Origin of the sequence: Zhongshania aquatica (assembly GCF_027257955.1) — a bacterium.
GTDB lineage: Bacteria > Pseudomonadota > Gammaproteobacteria > Pseudomonadales > Spongiibacteraceae > Spongiibacter > Spongiibacter aquatica.
In genome coordinates, this window is the sequence record NZ_JANZNQ010000006.1 from 214866 (window position 1) to 231998 (window position 17133).

A 17133-nucleotide genomic window follows, 5' to 3' on the forward strand; every position below is an offset into this window, starting at 1 on the left:
TAGGTTGGTGATTAGTCATCACTTCCGAATATGCCCAGTAAATGTAGTAGGTGAACAAACAGGTTATAAATGTCTAGATACAGTGCGACAGTTGCACGAATATAGTTTGTTTCCCCGCCGTGGATAATGCGGCTGGTATCAAACAGGATCAGGCCAGACATAATAAATACAGCGGCCGCAGATATGGCAAGTGACGCTGCGGGAACTTGGAAGAACAAATTGGCAATGCTTGCAACGACCATAACCAGCAGGCCGATCATCAAGAAGCCGCCTAGGAAGGAAAAGTCTTTGCGGGTGGTCAGCACATAGGCAGACAAGCCGAAGAATACTAATGCGGTACCGCCAAGCGCCTGCATAACAAGCTCGCCGCCATTGGGCAGGGCAAGGTACATTTTAAGCATCGGGCCTAAAGCAGCGCCTAATAAACCGGTAAACACAAATATAGCGATTATGCCTTTGCTTGAGTCTGCTGTTTTATTAACAACAAATAGCATTACAAAACCGAGAATAGACAAAACAAGCCCAATGCCATGGCCGATATTCATTGCCATTGCGATCCCTGCGCAGATTGCGCTGGTAACTAGGGTCATACCGAGCAATAGATAGGTGTTGCGAAGTACCTTACTAGTTTCCAGGGCGGGTAACGCGTGCCCGTGTGTCTGGAAGACTGATTTATCTTGCATGTTTTACTCCGTTAATTGCTAAACACTAATTGCTATACATTAATTGCAAACAACGTTAATGATAACAGGTCTCATCATACTGTGTGTGGAGTAACTTGCAAAGGAAGATTGGTGTAGCGAGGAGCGATAAAAGTGGCGGAGGGGCAGTCCTACATACTTTGAAATAGATTGAAACAAAATAAAACCAATTAACTCTGTATTATCGCTATATATAGCGGTATTTTTAGCTGACTATTCTGATTGAGGTGTTTCATTTCATTTCTTGATAACTCAAAGTATTGCGTATAAAGTGGCGGGTAAAGTGGCGGGTATGAGTTTAAATAGATGAATTTAGATCCACGGGAAATAAAAGAGCTAAGTGATCCGGGGACGTATGGCGATGGTGAGGGCTTATACCTTCAGGTTGCGAAGGCCGGAACAAAGAGCTGGATATATCGATACCAGATTAACGGGCGGCGCCGTTTTAAGGGTTTAGGTGGGTTTCCTGCAATATCTTTGTCAGAGGCAAGGAAGGAGCGGAACAGGCTCAGGCTAAAGGTAAAGGCCGGTATAGATCCTCTCGATGAAAAGGCGGATAACGTAGCCAAAGCATCAGCAGAGAGAAAAGCGGAAGCTGCGCGGAAAATGACTTTTCGAAATTGCGCCGAAACTTATATTGACGATATGTCACCGCATTGGAAAAACCGGAAGCATGAACAGCAGTGGCGTAACACGCTAAAGACTTACGCTTACCCTGTCATCGGTGATAAGCCGGCTGCGGATATTGAGTTAGACGATGTTTTGGCGATCCTCCAGCCAATTTGGCTGGAAAAGACTGAGACTGCTACAAGGGTGCGTAATCGAATTGAGCTAGTTATTGATTGGGCAAATGTGCGTAAGTATGGAAGTGGTAATAATCCGGCGCGCTGGAAGGGGAATTTAGACAAGGTTTTACCGAAACCATCTAAGCTGAAAAAAGTGAAGCACCACAATGCGCTCCCTTATGACGAGGCCGCAGTCTTTATGGCCGCACTCAAAAAGCAGCCGGGGAGCGCAGCTAAGGTTTTACAGTTGGTTATTTTAACGGCGACGCGTACTTCAGAAGCCATTGAGGCAACTTGGTCAGAGTTTGACTTAAAAAAAGCTGTCTGGACGATACCTGCCGAGCGTATGAAGGGAGAAAAAGAACAGCGCATACCATTGTCAAAACCAGCATTATCAATCTTGCACGAAATGAAGAACGGTATCACCGGCGATATTTACGTATTTCCCGGTCAAAAAGTTGGCCGGCCGCTCTCGAACATGGCAATGATTAAGGTGCTTCACCGCATGGAGCGAAAAGACATCACTGTCCATGGGTTTCGGTCGACTTTTCGAGATTGGGTGGCAGAGCAAACCAACTTTCCTCGACGTGTCGCTGAAATGGCCCTCGCGCATAAGTTGAAAGATGGAGCGGAGGCGGCCTATCAGCGAGGTGACCTCATTAAAAAGCGGACTGATTTAATGGATGCCTGGGCTGCTTATTGCGTTCCCGTTAACGGAAACGTAATAAAGTTAAGGGCGTAGCGGGTGAATCACGCGGCCTGAAACGCGAAGCAAATGAAGTGTATCAAGTGAGTGTGTTGCTGCGCTTGTCTGATCATCATTGTTTAACCCTCTTCGCGACGTCACTGAGCGACAATTTCGATGGATTTAACTCGTTCGAACTCGGTAAACCTTTGGATGGAAGTGAGTCTGAGCCCGATATAGCTTCTCACTGTTGGTCATCGCTTCGGCAATCATATACATAGCCTCCTCTTCAGGGGCTAGTTCAATATACCTATCATTTTCGGAATCAAAATGCTTTATGCCGTTTTTTAGGCGGTTGGCAATTTTTTTCATTTCTCTGAGCGATGAGTCTGGGACATTCCATTTCTGCATTAAGGCCATCGCGGCATCAATTACTTCGCGCTGAGATTCTGTACTGCCTTTTAATCGAATCGCCTTAGCGTAGATTTCTGAGGCTACTCCCGCAGAATTGAACGCTGTGAAGAACCTCTTTTTATCGAGAAATTCCTCAATGGCAGATTCAAGCATTTGATCAGCAATTTCCAACTTATCTATTTTAATGGGCATGATGCATAAGCTCATACGGTTGTTAGTAGCAAAGAGGCGGCTAAATTAATGATTTTGAGACTCGACTAGCCTAGTGGGCTTATTACGTTAGCTCCCAGACTCCAGCTGGTGATCCGGACACCGATTTCATTACGCCGCTATTTCGCAGCTGATTTGCGGCCCATCGCATGTCATATTGCCATTTGTAGAAAAGGTCTCCTGAGCGGCGAAGCTCAGACTCTCAGTTAACACAGATATATTTAGCTACTTCGAGTAGGCGCGCGCTACGCCATTGGCTTTAAGTCCGGCGGCGATCCAATCTGCTAAGTCTTCTTTAGTTGCGATGATACATCCTTGGTTACTAGGCTAGTTATGGTGCGTCAAATATCACGTAAGATTCTAGTTTACGGCCATTTTTTCTTTCTGAGTACATATTGACGATCATTCCATAGCCATTCTAAAAATTCCTGCATTTGTGGAATTGCGGGAACAGGGCCCAGACCGTAAGATTCATGGCTAACCGTTCCCAGAAGGTCTCTAATTGGTGAAAGCAGCTTTACAAGGCGGAGCACTGCGAATTGGACAGCTTGCTGGTGCAGTTCGGGCAGAGTTAGTGCATCAGAGGTGGTTAGCGGTCGCTGGTCAAGTCCATGCATTAATGTAACAGTAATATCATCAATCTGGTTTGCCACGGCACTAGTGTCCTTGTGTATCTTGTCTTTTTTGTTTTGTGATACGTCAGTAGCGAGAATCGAGATAAGTACTTCATTTATTTTGGCCAGCGGATCGTGGTTTGTGCCAAATGCGCTTAGTGCATCTAAATTGTGATACCGCGTAGCGCTGGCAAAATCACTTAACAGCTGTAATAGCTCATTATCTATTGAGTCGAGTTGGGGTCTAGCTGGAATTATTGAGTTTCTGCTTATGCCGATTTTCAAACATTCGTCGTACAGGTCGATGATATTGTGCCCACGAGCTTGAAGCTGTTTTTTGGTTGGCACGGAGAGTTGGTTGCATAACATATGGTCTATAATAACAATTGCTTTGAACAGTCTTTCAAAACCAACTGACAGATTAAATAATGATGTGTAAAACGCTCCTTTGTTATGCACATGAGCGGACCTCAATGCTGTCAGCCCATTCGTAAGAGATGAGCTAATCAGGTAGCCTTCCTGTTTCAATAGTAAAAATGTAGGCGGGAATGTTGCTTTACTCATTAATATGTCTCAATTTCGCAACCTTTTCTAAGCGGCATATAATGCCTGCTAGGCAATACATAATTGCCAGCGTAGCAGGACGTTTTGAGGTGTCAGCGGCGCGCGGCTAAGTGTTGTCCCCGCGAAGCTGTACTTCTAAACTTTCTGCAGCTTGGTCTTCTAATTCCTTAAGGCTTTTACCGTTCACGGAATACCAGCTTTGCGGGCCGCTGCGCGCCGTACCGGCAATTAGTGCAGCTGCATAGCTTGATGAACTCATGAGGAGGTCCCTTGTAAGCCGGAGGTGCTCATTTTCTCTGACTAGTCTTCCATCAATAACAAGCTGTTCCTTCAGTTTAACAAGCTTTGGGCTTAAGCTATCGGTGTTTGTCTTGGAGGCAATAGAGCCCTTTTTAAGCACAAAGCCTTCGTTTGATTGTATTCCTCTCGCGACAAGCTTATGTACCTTAAAGGTAAATTCATCACTCGACGCACCGCTGGGGATTAAGGGGCCATCAGTAATTAATGCGGAGTGAGGTGATTGGATAAGGGGCTCTAAGATTGGATAGCCAAGTGTGCCGAGAAACAATCGAATATCTTCGAGCAGCTCCTCCATCGCATCGCGCTCAGAACGAGATAGGCTTGATTGTGTTGGAGAATTTCCGTTTTCTAGCTCGTACCGGTCAGCATTTTTGGCTAGCGACTCTAGCCTCGATTCTAAATACTTGATGTGTGACTTACTCAGGTTGTCATCTTTATTTGAAAAGATAACGACCTCATTCCAAAAATCTTTTTTCCGATCATGTGCGAGTAATCGCTCGGCAACATTCTCTGATTCTCCAATGTAGGCCATTGGTTTGGAGTCGCCCAATCTAGCTTCAAACAGGAAATAGACTCCAGGCTTAACGGTTTCAGGCCATTTTTTTAGCTCGTCGAGACGACTTCTTGGGCAAGCAATCGCTTGCCCGGTACGATTCAGTATTTCTGCGTGTCGAATCCCTGTCACGGTCGCATCTGGTAGGAATATGCGGATTGATTTGCCAAAAGGCATTAAATTCATCTCCAATGTTATTACCACTCGCGGTAAACGCGGCCTCATTCTGTAAATGCAGGCTTAATGTGATGAGTGCCTACTGGCTTACACCTGACACCAGTCATGAATCGTTGAGGCCTAAAATAGACTCGCATTGCTGCCAGTGCGTTTTTTGTTATGGATCATTTCAACTGACTTTACGCCATGGCTGTTTGGTGTAAGAGACCAGCTGAAACACGTAATCACAAATTTTATTATCCATTTCCTTGGCGGTAAGTTTTATGCAGTCATTGTACTGAATCAGTTCCCAAAGATTGATATAAGACGATGATCTACCGTTGTGTGCAATATCTCCACGCACTGACACAAAGTCGGTTATGTATTGCCCGCCAATGGTCCACATGCTTGAAATATCTGTGAGTCCGATAAATTTTTGGTAAATCGGTATGAGTATCGTTGTCTTGGGGGTGTTTATTGCCCGCACTTCATTTTGGCAGTAAGCAACATAAACATCGCGCCAACCAGATCCACCAAGCTCTAATGGTTTTAGTTCGTTTTTATTCTCACGTATTTTTTTTGCTAAGTGCTTCTGTACAGGCATTGGAAGGTTGAGCGGTTTTTCTGTTTGAATAGCTAAATATTTTGAGCATTCAATGAGGAGGTCTTCGACATATAGTTCCCACGCTGCACATAACATGACTATGCCACTTCTGGTTATATGGCCAAGCGCTTTCTTTCCACTTGTGCCACTACATAGCGTGCCGTGCGATGTAATTAGACGATCGACGTCAACGGCATTATGTATGAACCGTCTATAGGCTTGTGATGGCATTAGTTATTCCTAGGCTGCTAGCTGTGCTGGTCTATTGATTTTTGCTTCATACTACAGTTGGCTTAATCTCTAAAAACAATGACTTATTAGCGGGTTACAGGCCATAAAGATTACTTGAGGTAGCAAGATACGTTCCCTATTATAGTTGTGAAAATCCATTTCTCTCGATCTTAAACCTACTTCAAGATAAATCAATGAAATAGCAGTGTTATTTGTTGGCGCCGACTTTCCGTCGGTGCAGCTAAAGGTGCGGCGCAGTCATGGCCTGGTATTGTCATTTCAACCGAGCTTTGTTTTTGAATGAATGCGCATTACTTGTACTGAATTCTGATGTTGAAAATTAGCGCTGTATGCGTACCCAAGTCGGTTTGAATACAGGTAGAATCATTGGCAATAAAAACGCGTTGCTAAGGAGTAGCTAACTTGGAGGTCATTGCAGATCCCATTGCCATAGATAATTTTCTCAATCGCTGGAAAGGTAACTCAGGGAGTGAGCGCTCGAACTTCCAATCCTTCATGCGCGACCTATGTACATTGCTTGAACTCCCGCTGCCGGAACCTGGGGAGGGCGATACTAGCAAGAACTCTTATGTGTTTGAGCGGTTTATTGCTTCTGCCCGTGTCGATGGCAATACCGACAACCGTTTTATAGACCTTTATCGCCGTGACTGCTTCATACTTGAAGGAAAGCAAACTGGTAAGGAGCTGGCCTCGTTAAGCCATCAGAACGCGATAAACGCCGCTGTGGCCCAAGCCGAGCGCTATATCCGAGGGCTGCCTCAGAGCGAGATTGAACATGGCCGGCCCCCGTTTATCGTCGTGGTAGACGTTGGTAATGCAATTTACACTTTTTCGGAGTTTACACGGACAGGTGGCAATTACGTTCCGTTCCCTGATCCTCGTAGTTATGAAATTCGCCTTGATGATCTACACGACCCAGAGATTCAGAATCGACTGCGCCAGTTGTGGCTGGACCCTGAAAAGCTTGACCCTAGCAAGCGTGCAGCTCTGGTTACTAAGCAAGTCAGTACCAAGCTTGCAGAGCTGGCGAAGTCACTAGAGCAGAGTGGATATGACGTTGAGCGGGTTGCTAGCTTTTTAAAGCGCTGTTTGTTTACCATGTTTGCGGAAGACGTAGAGCTGCTCCCTGAATCATCGTTCCATGATCTGCTCGTGGACGTGAAAGACCGTAATCCTGAAGCTTTCCCGCATGCCGTAAAGGCGCTTTGGGAAACCATGAACACCGGTGGCTATAGTGAGCGCTTGATGAAAACCATTAAGCGTTTTAACGGTGGCTTGTTCAAAGATATTGATCCTATTCCACTCGATGTTGATCAAATTCAATTACTGATTGACGCAGCCAAGGCTGATTGGCGATTTGTTGAACCTGCAATCTTCGGAACTCTATTAGAACGGGCACTAGATCCTCGTGAACGCCACAAACTAGGCGCCCACTACACGCCGCGGGCCTATGTTGAGCGCTTGGTGATGCCTACCTTGATAGACCCCCTGCGAGAGCAGTGGGGTGATGTTCGCGGCGCTGCAGAAACCCTATTGCGTCAAGGTAAACAAGATAAAGCGTTACAAGAAATACAGGGCTTTCATTATCGACTCTGCCAAATCCGTGTTTTAGATCCGGCCTGCGGCAGCGCGAACTTTCTATATGTGGCCCTAGAACACATGAAGCGATTAGAAGGGGAGGTCCTCGGATTCCTTTCGGAGCTAACCCAGGGGCAGGCACTTCTGGAAGGTGATGGCCTAACCGTAGACCCGCATCAGTTCTTGGGGCTGGAGATTAACCCCCGCGCCGCACAGATTGCTGAATTGGTACTTTGGATTGGCTATCTTCAGTGGCATTACCGGTTGAACGACAGACTGGATTTACCTGAGCCCATCCTCCGCGATTTCAAAAATATTGAATGTCGCGACGCACTAATAACCTACGACAGCCGTGATCTTGAGTTAGACGTAAATGGCGATCCAGTGACAATCTGGGATGGTATTAGTATGAAACGAAGTCCCACTACTGGTGAGCTGATTCCCGATGAGGCAGGTAGGGCACCTGTCTACAGCTACGATAACCCTCGTCAGGCGGAATGGCCAGAAGCCGACTATATATTGGGGAACCCACCCTTTATAGGCAAACTTAGAATTCGATCCGCACTTGGGGGTGGTTATGTTGATGCACTACGTCAAGCATACAAAGGAGAGGTCCCGGACTCAGTCGACTTTGTAATGTATTGGTGGGCTATTGCGGCAAACAAGCTAAGAGATAATCGTATTCAAAGGTTTGGCTTCATAACAACTAACAGTATTAGTCAAACATATAATCGAAGAGTCTTAGAGCCTCGATTAAAAGATGCTACGAAAGCAATTTCGCTTGTATTTGCGGTTCCTGATCACCCATGGGTTGATGGTAATAATGGTGCTGCTGTTAGAATATCAATGACTGCATGTGAATCAGGAATCAAGCCTGGCGTGCTAAATATTGCTCAAAAGGAGGTCTCGTCCGGAGATTTTTATGACGTTGTATTTTCGACGCGAATTGGACATATCTACAGTACTCTGACTATAGGTGCAGATATTTCGTCAACCAAGCCTTTAACCGCGAACTCTATGATTAGCGCTACAGGCGTGATTCCGCATGGATCAGGAATGTTGGTTCATTCTAGTGATCGGCATGAGTTTGAGCGTGACGCGCCAATTAGGCCCTACCTAAATGGTAAAGATGTGTCTGGCACATCTAGAGGCCTATATGTTATCGATTGCTACGGCCTGAGCTCCGAACAAGTATTAGATCGCTACCCTAAACTATATCAATGGCTACTAAACAAGGTTAAACCCGAACGGGACGTTAACCGAGATTCGGACCTTAGGAAGAAGTGGTGGCTCCACAGGAGAAACAACGACGATCTTCGGGCTTCATTACGAGGATTGAAACGTTATATTGCTACGGTTATGACAGCTAAGCATCGGCTATTTGTTTTTCTCGATGGGGAGGTGCTTCCAGACCAAATGTTAGTCAATATAGGCTCCGACTCAAGTTACGTTCTAGGAGTTTTGTCAAGTCGATTACATATTGCTTGGGCGCTTTCCGCTGGCGGTCGATTGGGCGTAGGGAATGATTCCAGGTACAACAAAACTCGTTGTTTCGAGACATTCCCATTTCCCGCCGCAACAAATTCTCAGGAAAATGGAATAGGGGTTTTAGCTGGGAAACTCGATGCCCTTAGAAAACAACAGCAATCGGAATACCCCGGTCTTACCCTAACAGGCATGTACAACGTACTCGAAAAACTTAGGGCTGATGAAGAGCTGTCGGAAAAAGAAAAGATTCTTCATCGCCAAGGCCTAGTTTCTGTTCTGTTGGAACTGCATGACGAGCTTGATAGGGCGGTTTTTAACGCCTACGGCTGGGCCGACTTAGCTGATAGATTGGTTGGCCGACCAGGTGCCACGACACTGCTGCCGGATAAACGATTTGATCAAATGAAAGCAGAGGAAGAGCTGCTAATACGTATGGTCGAGCTTAATAAACGGCGTATTCAAGACGAAGCCCAAGGACTTGTACATTGGCTTCGGGCTGAATTCCAAGCTCCCGACTCACGCCTGCAACAGGCAGATATTACCCATCGTAATGTGGCGGCGAAATTAGAGGTTGCCTCAAGTAAAGGTAAGGCAACTTTTCCAAAAGCGATCCCTGAGCAGTTGCGGTTACTCCGTGAGGAACTAGCGCAGCGCTCACATACGACGGACAGTTTAGCCGAGCTATTTAAGCGCAAACCGATTAAATCCGTAGAGGAAGGCTTGAAGTCGCTTGTTGCGGTAGGTGTTGCAGAGCACGATTCGAGTGCGGGGACGTGGCATTTAGTGTGAACGTTACCAATGGAAACCTTGGCTCTCGCTACTATTGTTAGCGCTATTCGTAGCTAATTATTGAGGTTATCTCCGGTATAGGTCGACCAACTGGTAAGGCGCCTACCTAGTGACCTTACCGGGGTTTTGGGGTGTTACGTAGGGTGCAAGATGAATAATCCTGATAGCGAAGAGAATATCCACCATGTCGAAATTGACGGAGAGTTTACATACCTTCAATTAAAAATACCGTTCCACCCCCCAGGTTTTTTTGATTCTGACGGTAAACCAATACCTATGTCGGCGGAGGAATACTTGTTCAAAGTGGTAAAAAACATCGGCAATGAATTAGTACGCTATAAGGCAAATTGCCCCAAACAACGTTTACATAGCGATATGTTTGGAACTAATCAACCAGTCGATGTCGCTATTGCCCTCGCACATTGGGGAGCAATAGATTCAATGAGGCAAGATGATTTTGCTGGCTTGGCTGTTTCCATGTATCAGTTAGGTATGTCGGTGGCAGAAATTAATTATTTGGACGTTGTTGCTGACCAGGCTAAAACAATTAGAGGTTTGCAGGTGCGTCAAAAAACGGGAACAGAGAAAACCAAAGAGCGTGCAGAGAAACGAAAGCATGACATTCGGGTTTGGATCACTGGTGATGTGCGAGCTAATCCTCATGCTGACATCAGCGGACGCATTTTAAGAATGAGAGAGGAAGCAGCCGATTTAAATGTTAGGAAGGCGGCTAAGTATTATAAGGAGGGTTCGGGAGAATTATTGAAAATAGTGACCGATGCGATAGAGGAGGCCCGTAAAATATTGAGGGGACTGTAAAAAGGCTACCAGACTTTTTGCAAATCACGAAAAGGCTGCAGCCTTTTTTAAATTGTTATTATATTTCATGTAGTTATACGTGGATTAGCAAGGCTTCACTGACCAAGATATACCCGTGTCCAACTCACATGGGAAGTATCGAATGTCTCAATCCAATTTAGAAGCTGAGAAGTCAAAAGATGACGGGGTACTTATGTTCCCTGAGTCTCAAGTTCGCAGAGAGTGCGGAAACCGCAGTGATGTTACTTGGTGGCGCTGGAAGAAAAAGAAGATTATTCCGAGCCCGGATATTTTAATTGAAAGCAGGAATTACTACTCTGCTGGTCAGCGACAATTAGCACATGCGGCTATCCTCCAAGGAGGGTTGGCTCAATGACAAAAATAGCGAACGAGCTTAGTGCGAATGAAAGTCCAGCGGGTGCAACCGCCGGACTCCATGAGAATAGTGGCTCAGCAAGTACCACCGATACCAACTCTATCACCAACCTGCAGGTTTTGCATCACGAAGTGCTGCCGGACACAATTAGCGGCCGAGTTTCCCTTGCGTTGCGGATTGTAACTGCCCCACAGAAAATCCGGATTCTAAACTATTTGGTTGACCGCCCTGAAGGTGCTTACACCCATGAAATCGCACGCGATTGTGCTGTATGTTGGCCGCCGAACCGCCTTGGTGAGTTAAACCATGGTGTTTTGGCTCGGGTTGGACTTTATGCCTTATGTCAGCGGCCCGCTATACCTCTTACGAACCGCTATGGTGGCACCTCTGATGTACATGTTTGGCACCTAGTAAAGACCGACGGTGGGTTAGTGGGGGTAAACAATGGCCAGAGCTAGGAATATTAAGCCAGCATTCTTTACTAACGACGCTCTAGCGGAAAGCAACTCGCCGCTAGGCCGCTTGCTTTTCTGCGGACTTTGGACGCTGGCCGATTGTGCAGGGAATCTGGAGTGGAGAGGTCGGCGGGTAAAAGCTCAGTTGCTTCCCTATGATGACTGCGACATCGATCAACTCGCTATTGATCTGGATAAATCTGGATTTGTTCGGTTCTATTCCGACGGCGAGAAAATCTACCTCAACATACCCAACTTTCTCGTTCATCAGAATCCGCATAAGAATGAGCGAGATAAGGGGCCGTCAGTACCACCTTTTACTGAGGGGGCTCGCCAAATCATTGATTTTACAAGTCTCACGATTAATCGAGATAAATCCGGAGCTGTAACGTGCACATACGGGAGTGATCATGCTGATTCCCTTAACCCGATTCCTGATTCCCTTAATCTGATTCCTGATTCCTTCGGTTGGAAGCCCGGCGATTCGCAGAGCCAATCTCAAATCGTCGCTAGAGAGGAAGAACAGCGGATGTTTGAAGAGTTTTGGGGTCTCTATCCAACAAATATCGGGAAAAAGCAGGCCGAGAAAGCATGGAGAAAACTTAAACCCAACAAGCAGTTAGCCACCGATATTAGGAACAATATTTCCGAACGACTGAGTATTGGCGATTGGTCGCTTGATAAGAAAGATTATATCCCGCATGCGTCAACATACCTGAACAATGAACGCTGGAATGATGAGCTGATCGCTCGCAGCAAGTCGGGCGGCGTGGTTCCTATTAATGGGAGTGTTAACGGGTTTATCGATAAACACGCAGACAGTGATTGGGCGAAGGGGCTTTTGTAATGAGTAATATTATTAGATTTCCTGTGATTGCGGGTGTTGAGATAACTACCGACAACGAGGGGCGGTTCAATTTAAATGCACTTCACCACGCAAGTGGGCTGGCTGATCACAAGCGACCCTCAAAGTGGCTGGCAACCGAACAGGCGCAAGACCTTGTTCTGGTGCTTCAAACCCTAAGCCCGTCAGAGGGCTTAGCCCAAAATCCGATCAATACGATCAAGGGAGGAATAGCGCCCGGCACATTCGCTCATGAGTTGTTGGCGGTTAGTTACGCAGGATGGATCAGTTCTGTGTTTCAGCTTAGGGTTAATCAAGTGTTTATTAATTACCATACTGGCAAGCTGCAGCAGCCTAAGGTACCTACTAGGCTTGATCTAATCGATATGATGAGAGAAACCGAGGTCATGCGCATCGCGGCGCAGGCAGCGCAGGAGCGCCTTTCAGCTGAGCTTGAGACCAACCGTCCTAAAGTCAACTTTTACGACAGAGTTGTGCTTGCTGACGACGCTATTTCTGTGGGCAAGGCTGCCAAAGTGCTTAATACAGGCAGTAAACGTTTGTTCTCGTTTCTGCGCCAAAATAGATGGATTAATGACAAAAACGAACCTTACCAATTAATGATTGAACGGGGCTACCTCTACGTGAAGCTAAGAAGCTGGAACCATCCAAATCAGGGCTTGCAGCACTCGGTTACTACCTTAATAACTGGAAAAGGGTTGGCCAAACTTCAAGAGTTATACGAGAACAATGGAGCCGTAGCATGATTGTTGCGAGGTCAGGGTAGGTGAGAGGGGTGCATGCAGTGCGCGGAGTTAGCGAGACCTGTATTCAAAGCGGAATGTGCCAGATTGGTATTTAGACTTCTGGAGTTCAAATCGGAAAGGCGAGTTGAACAAATAATATAGGTCTTTTGCTAATCATTTCGATGAAAAGGGGGCAGAGTGGGTGGAATTGGCAGTGGGCCTAGAGCCCGTATTAGTAATTACGTTGAAAACACATGTCGCATTGATCTCCGTCAGATGAATCGCGATTGGGTACTGTGTTCAGGAGCGTCTGGGGTTTTAAGCTGGGTAGGTAGAATTAGAAATGAGAAAGGAGCACTGGAGTGGCGTATGCGAAGCAGCGGTATAAAATTAAAATGGCCCGTGAGCGGAAATTTGAACTATACGCAGTTTGTTGAAATGACGACGACGCTCCCAAATTTTGGTGGGGAGCGCTGGTGGTTCTTGTGCCCGGAGTGTTCCCGTCGGCGCCTAGTGCTTTATCTGGCGACGGTAAATCGTTTCTACTGTCGTGATTGCCTGAAACTGACGTACTACTCAAAGTTACAAGACGCCTATGGTCGAGCTATATGCCGACGAGATAAGGCGGAGGAGGCGCTTAAGCGTGCTCTGTTGGCCCCTTGTTCGTATAGGCGGCGCGCACTCCTGCGTTCAAGGCATATGTATTTAAGAGCACAAGCGAATGGACTCCTAGCTAAGAAGTTTGGAGTCGAAGCGCCAAGGGTTAACGAATGATCATTTGCTTATGGCGGTCTAAAAAAGAGCGTGAATTGTGTGTTGTTAAAGTATTAATCTAGCACTTGGCCAGCGCTAGTGACGAAAGTTCGTAGGTGGTTCACATACATGAAAAAGCGAAATGAAATTCAGTACCATGATAAGGATGGTTACAATGAATTGCCATCCTACATATTCATACCTGGTTATCTGATTCCGAAACCAACTGTAATGAGGCCGAGCGCCATAAAATTCTGGTGCATACTGGATTGGATATGGCTTAGTCTGCTGAGTTCAAATAGCTTATCCGTATATTGGCTTAGGCCGCCCAAGATCCCCCGCGGCTTTAGAGATTTTTGCGTGATATTGGTCGCCTAGTACCAGCATTTATAGCGCTGTCTTGTTGATTAATTCTTAAGGTGTTCGCTGGGGGAAATTTATGGTAAAAAGCTGATGCTAAGAAATCTCAAATCGGGTGGAAGTTGGTGGGTTTTTATACAGACTCAACGCTTGCAGCGGGAGCGTCCCTTGTCTGCATTTTTTATGAGATTTGCGACTTGGTGTCAGGTAGGCAGTCCGCAAATTCTCTTTGAATCGATGGTATTTTGCCCCGATGCTCAGTACCGCCATGCAATATGATCAATAGCATACCCACCATTACCGACACACCATTGGATATTCGGACTATCTGCTCGAGTAAAGGAATTGGATAACCTTTACTGTGGCGATGGATTGCATGAATACCGCCGTGTACGAACGAACTAAGTGGCTTCCAAGAGTAGTCCTTGAATTCAAGCAGCATATCCACTGGGCCTTGGGGAGCTTTACCCTGCAATTTTTCAAGCATTTCGCTGAGCATCGGAAGCCTATTCGCTCTGCCGGCCGTATCTTGTGTCAGCTCGCTGGTTAACCTTGAAACATCGGCGTCAGATGCCGCATAGAGGAGCCACATTGCCCGGGCTACGGCTTCATATTGAAGACGAACAAGTCCCGTCGCTGAGGTTAAATTACCAGCTGAAATCAGCATCTTTGCACTTTCCGCATGCTCGAATACAATACTACACATGACTCTGCTCGCCATGATTCTCTCCGAATCATCGAAAGGAGCGAGCGATAAAAGCTCCAAGAGTTTACTTTCAAGTTCAGCAGATTGAGATAAAAGACTGTTTATCAATGGTGTCCCTATTCATAACGATTAAGCTAAAGGGTGACGGAACTCCGTCACAGTGAATGAAATGAGCGATTTCAGCACCTTGTTTGGAGCACTAGGATGAATATTCCTCTACCGACATAAGACGCCTCATTGCTACTAGTGCAGATTCCTTCGCTTCACGAAACTTTTTCACGAACTCTGAGGGAGTGTGCCCGTCAAGAGATTGGGTAAGGACACCATGAGCCGCTGTGATTACATTTAGAATTAAGTTATCCATCGATTCTGGGATGTATATTCTTACTGTGTGATAGTGATTCGCAGCAGCTCTGATTTTGTCTCGGTATTCATTCCATTCGCTTGGTTCACGTATGGACTCAGCATACAGTTCAAGTTCCAGCATATGTTTATAAAGACTAGATAGGGCTTTTGCTTGTTCTGCGTATATACCTCCAAATGAAATATTCATTCTAAGATTTGTTGCTTCTAGCTTGGACTTATATGAATTTACATCCTTATCTAGGAAGTGACCGATAAGCGATTTGAAGAGAAAGCCAAGAGCGCCAAGGACGACAGTATTAGAAATAACCGCTGCGATGATGACTTGCCATACGCCTTCGGGCATGTTTGTAGCTCCTAACGCCTTTATCAACGGAAAATTTCGGAGCCAAAGGCGGGGTTATTTGTTGGATTGCCTAAACTTGTTAGGTGCTGATTTTTCGCTTAATTCTTTCCCTGCGCTCGGGATTTTCTTTGGTTGCGCCGCAATCAGCACATATCCAACTACTCAGAGTTTCAGTAACAAAGCCCCCGTTACATGCTGGGCACTTCTTTGGGGTATCTTCTCTATGACTCATTTGTATGCCCTTACTATGTTGATACTAAAAATATACGCATGACGCATTTGAGGCCTAATGAGCGCAAAAAAGCTGTAGGCTTCTTTGTGTCCCGTTACTTGCGCTTGTTACACGAATGCCAGAAAACTCTCATAAGCTCGACACATGCCCCATATAAAAAATCCATACGATGCCAATCCAAGCAGAATAGATGCTACATTCAGACCAAGCCCAACTTTTTGCTTCCACAGCTCGGACTCCGCATAAAACCATTGGCTTAGGTAAGTGAGTCCAGAAGTCATAGCGATGCAAAAAACCCCCATAACAAAAATTGTTAAGGCTAAGGCAAATGATGGAATTCTGGAGTGCTGTTCTTCAGTTAGCTTTCCGATGAAAGCTAATAGTGCCACCGAAGCACCGCCATTAAGAAAAAAGGATGTTTTTATGGCATTTTGCCCAGACTGAATCACAGAGCGAAACATTTCCAAGTCAGATACGTGATTCCTTTTCTCGGCCTCAACCCAAACTTGGAGCTGCGCCTTGTAATGCTCAAGCTCAGCCTGAGTTACAACCGGCGATGGCGAATTTACCACCTCCTCTAGATATGCAATTAAATTATCGCAAAAAATCGCAGCGGTTCCGTTCGCTCTAAGCCCTTCAATAGTTGTTTTAAGTTGAGCAGCAAATTCCTTGGCACTCATTTATGCGCTCCTATCCGTATAACGTCTCAAACAGCGACGCGCGTTAGCGCGCCCAGCCACGAAGTGGCGTTGCTGCCTTGACTTGTTAGGCATTTATTTGAATACATGCTTATTGTTTGTATAAAAACGAAAGTAAGCCGAGTGTAATGGTGTTGATGGTGATTCACACCAATATACCTCTATTACAGATGCCATAACTTCTTTTGATTGTCTGGCGTCAACTATCTTGGCCGATCGGCGACAACTATGATGGCCGGTTAGGTGGTTTCTCTTTTCACTTCTGATTTAGTCTTTTCAACATATTGTTGCTTACGATAACTTTCGCCCTCAAGTTCAATGATGGTGGCATGATGAATCAAGCGGTCAATGGCGGCAACGGTCATCATTCCGTCTGTGAATATACTGTCCCAAGCGCTAAAGGGTTGGTTGGCCGTCACAATTAACGTACCGCTTTCGTATCGGTGCGCGATAAATTCAAACAGCACATTTGTTTCTGCATCCGTCTTTTTCACGTAGCCAATATCGTCAATGATAATGACCGCGTATTTATCCAGTCGCGTCATCGCGGTCATGAGGTCAAGATCGCGCTTGGCTTGCTGGAGATGCTGTACCAGGGCGATTGCTGGGAAGCACTTACAGCGAATGCCCTGTTCGATTAGTGCGTGCCCCAAGGCGCTGGCAAGGTGTGTTTTACCTGTGCCGCTCGGGCCAATCAAAAGTACGTTGTCACTGCGGCGCGCCCACTCTACGTCTTGCTCAA

16 protein-coding genes are annotated in these 17133 nt (G+C 46.1%); 7 read left to right on the forward strand and 9 right to left on the reverse strand.

Translation table 11 applies throughout. The features are described 5' to 3' along the window. Positions 1-11: 11 nt before the first annotated feature. Positions 12-683 carry a Bax inhibitor-1/YccA family protein gene (locus O9X78_RS08560; RefSeq protein ID WP_269619217.1) on the reverse strand — a complete coding sequence of 224 codons (672 nt, stop codon included), beginning with the start codon at positions 681-683 and terminating at the stop codon, positions 12-14. 324 nt (positions 684-1007) lie between these two features. On the opposite strand from O9X78_RS08560, the gene O9X78_RS08565 reads away from it, so the two are divergent. Further along, on the forward strand, positions 1008-2228 hold the full coding sequence (locus tag O9X78_RS08565; RefSeq protein WP_269619218.1) for a tyrosine-type recombinase/integrase: 1221 nt from the start codon (positions 1008-1010) through the stop codon (positions 2226-2228). Between the two features lie 126 nt (positions 2229-2354). Here O9X78_RS08565 and O9X78_RS08570 read toward each other — a convergent pair whose 3' ends face one another. The 4 genes from O9X78_RS08570 to O9X78_RS08585 form a co-directional block, all read right to left on the reverse strand. Beyond that, complete coding sequence (locus tag O9X78_RS08570; protein WP_269619219.1) at positions 2355-2777, reverse strand: hypothetical protein; 423 nt, start codon at positions 2775-2777, stop codon at positions 2355-2357. A gap of 383 nt (positions 2778-3160) precedes the next feature. Beyond that, positions 3161-3973, reverse strand: coding sequence for a hypothetical protein (locus O9X78_RS08575; RefSeq protein WP_269619220.1), 813 nt, complete (start codon positions 3971-3973; stop codon positions 3161-3163). A gap of 106 nt (positions 3974-4079) precedes the next feature. Then, a complete protein-coding gene (locus O9X78_RS08580; protein ID WP_269619221.1) occupies positions 4080-5003 on the reverse strand; it encodes a GIY-YIG nuclease family protein in 924 nt (307 codons plus the stop codon). Between the two features lie 169 nt (positions 5004-5172). Next, the gene (locus O9X78_RS08585; RefSeq protein WP_269619222.1) at positions 5173-5817 is read right to left on the reverse strand and encodes a HEPN domain-containing protein; all 645 of its coding nucleotides are present in this window, start codon (positions 5815-5817) and stop codon (positions 5173-5175) included. 423 nt (positions 5818-6240) lie between these two features. Between O9X78_RS08585 and O9X78_RS08590 the strand changes: the two genes are divergently transcribed. From O9X78_RS08590 to O9X78_RS08615, 6 genes are all read left to right on the forward strand, one after another. Continuing rightward, positions 6241-9693: a class I SAM-dependent DNA methyltransferase gene (locus O9X78_RS08590; RefSeq protein WP_269619223.1), complete on the forward strand. Its 3453-nt coding sequence runs from the start codon at positions 6241-6243 to the stop codon at positions 9691-9693. A 150-nt stretch (positions 9694-9843) separates the two neighbouring features. Further along, on the forward strand, positions 9844-10512 hold the full coding sequence (locus O9X78_RS08595; RefSeq protein ID WP_269619224.1) for a hypothetical protein: 669 nt from the start codon (positions 9844-9846) through the stop codon (positions 10510-10512). A 142-nt stretch (positions 10513-10654) separates the two neighbouring features. Continuing rightward, complete coding sequence (locus tag O9X78_RS08600) at positions 10655-10888, forward strand: hypothetical protein (RefSeq protein ID WP_269619225.1); 234 nt, start codon at positions 10655-10657, stop codon at positions 10886-10888. Beyond that, on the forward strand, positions 10885-11346 hold the full coding sequence (locus O9X78_RS08605) for a hypothetical protein (RefSeq protein WP_269619226.1): 462 nt from the start codon (positions 10885-10887) through the stop codon (positions 11344-11346). Before O9X78_RS08600 ends, O9X78_RS08605 begins: the two co-directional genes overlap by 4 nt. Beyond that, entirely contained in the window at positions 11333-12190 is an 858-nt protein-coding gene (locus O9X78_RS08610; protein ID WP_269619227.1) for an LvrA C-terminal domain-related protein, read from the forward strand. The genes O9X78_RS08605 and O9X78_RS08610 overlap by 14 nt, the downstream gene beginning before the upstream one ends. Further along, entirely contained in the window at positions 12190-12954 is a 765-nt protein-coding gene (locus tag O9X78_RS08615) for a phage antirepressor KilAC domain-containing protein (RefSeq protein ID WP_269619228.1), read from the forward strand. The genes O9X78_RS08610 and O9X78_RS08615 overlap by 1 nt, the downstream gene beginning before the upstream one ends. 1273 nt (positions 12955-14227) lie before the next feature. Here O9X78_RS08615 and O9X78_RS08620 read toward each other — a convergent pair. From O9X78_RS08620 to O9X78_RS08635, 4 genes are all read right to left on the reverse strand, one after another. Next, a complete protein-coding gene (locus tag O9X78_RS08620) occupies positions 14228-14767 on the reverse strand; it encodes a DUF6988 family protein (RefSeq protein ID WP_269619229.1) in 540 nt (179 codons plus the stop codon). A 184-nt stretch (positions 14768-14951) separates the two neighbouring features. Further along, positions 14952-15461, reverse strand: a complete 510-nt coding sequence (locus O9X78_RS08625; protein WP_269619230.1) for a hypothetical protein — start codon at positions 15459-15461, stop codon at positions 14952-14954. A 339-nt stretch (positions 15462-15800) separates the two neighbouring features. Further along, positions 15801-16373: a hypothetical protein gene (locus O9X78_RS08630; RefSeq protein WP_269619231.1), complete on the reverse strand. Its 573-nt coding sequence runs from the start codon at positions 16371-16373 to the stop codon at positions 15801-15803. Positions 16374-16630: 257 nt separating this feature from the next. Beyond that, positions 16631-17133: ATP-binding protein (locus tag O9X78_RS08635; RefSeq protein WP_269619232.1), on the reverse strand; the 503-nt coding region annotated here is incomplete at its 5' end.

Coding starts and splice junctions, on each gene's coding strand:
- O9X78_RS08560 (WP_269619217.1), bottom strand. CDS start 683: ATGCAAGATAAATCAGTCTTCCAGACACACGGGCACGCGTTACCCGCC.
- O9X78_RS08565 (WP_269619218.1), top strand. CDS start 1,008: ATGAATTTAGATCCACGGGAAATAAAAGAGCTAAGTGATCCGGGGACG.
- O9X78_RS08570 (WP_269619219.1), bottom strand. CDS start 2,777: ATGCCCATTAAAATAGATAAGTTGGAAATTGCTGATCAAATGCTTGAA.
- O9X78_RS08575 (WP_269619220.1), bottom strand. CDS start 3,973: ATGAGTAAAGCAACATTCCCGCCTACATTTTTACTATTGAAACAGGAA.
- O9X78_RS08580 (WP_269619221.1), bottom strand. CDS start 5,003: ATGCCTTTTGGCAAATCAATCCGCATATTCCTACCAGATGCGACCGTG.
- O9X78_RS08585 (WP_269619222.1), bottom strand. CDS start 5,817: ATGCCATCACAAGCCTATAGACGGTTCATACATAATGCCGTTGACGTC.
- O9X78_RS08595 (WP_269619224.1), top strand. CDS start 9,844: ATGAATAATCCTGATAGCGAAGAGAATATCCACCATGTCGAAATTGAC.
- O9X78_RS08600 (WP_269619225.1), top strand. CDS start 10,655: ATGTCTCAATCCAATTTAGAAGCTGAGAAGTCAAAAGATGACGGGGTA.
- O9X78_RS08605 (WP_269619226.1), top strand. CDS start 10,885: ATGACAAAAATAGCGAACGAGCTTAGTGCGAATGAAAGTCCAGCGGGT.
- O9X78_RS08610 (WP_269619227.1), top strand. CDS start 11,333: ATGGCCAGAGCTAGGAATATTAAGCCAGCATTCTTTACTAACGACGCT.
- O9X78_RS08615 (WP_269619228.1), top strand. CDS start 12,190: ATGAGTAATATTATTAGATTTCCTGTGATTGCGGGTGTTGAGATAACT.
- O9X78_RS08620 (WP_269619229.1), bottom strand. CDS start 14,767: ATGGCGAGCAGAGTCATGTGTAGTATTGTATTCGAGCATGCGGAAAGT.
- O9X78_RS08625 (WP_269619230.1), bottom strand. CDS start 15,461: ATGCCCGAAGGCGTATGGCAAGTCATCATCGCAGCGGTTATTTCTAAT.
- O9X78_RS08630 (WP_269619231.1), bottom strand. CDS start 16,373: ATGAGTGCCAAGGAATTTGCTGCTCAACTTAAAACAACTATTGAAGGG.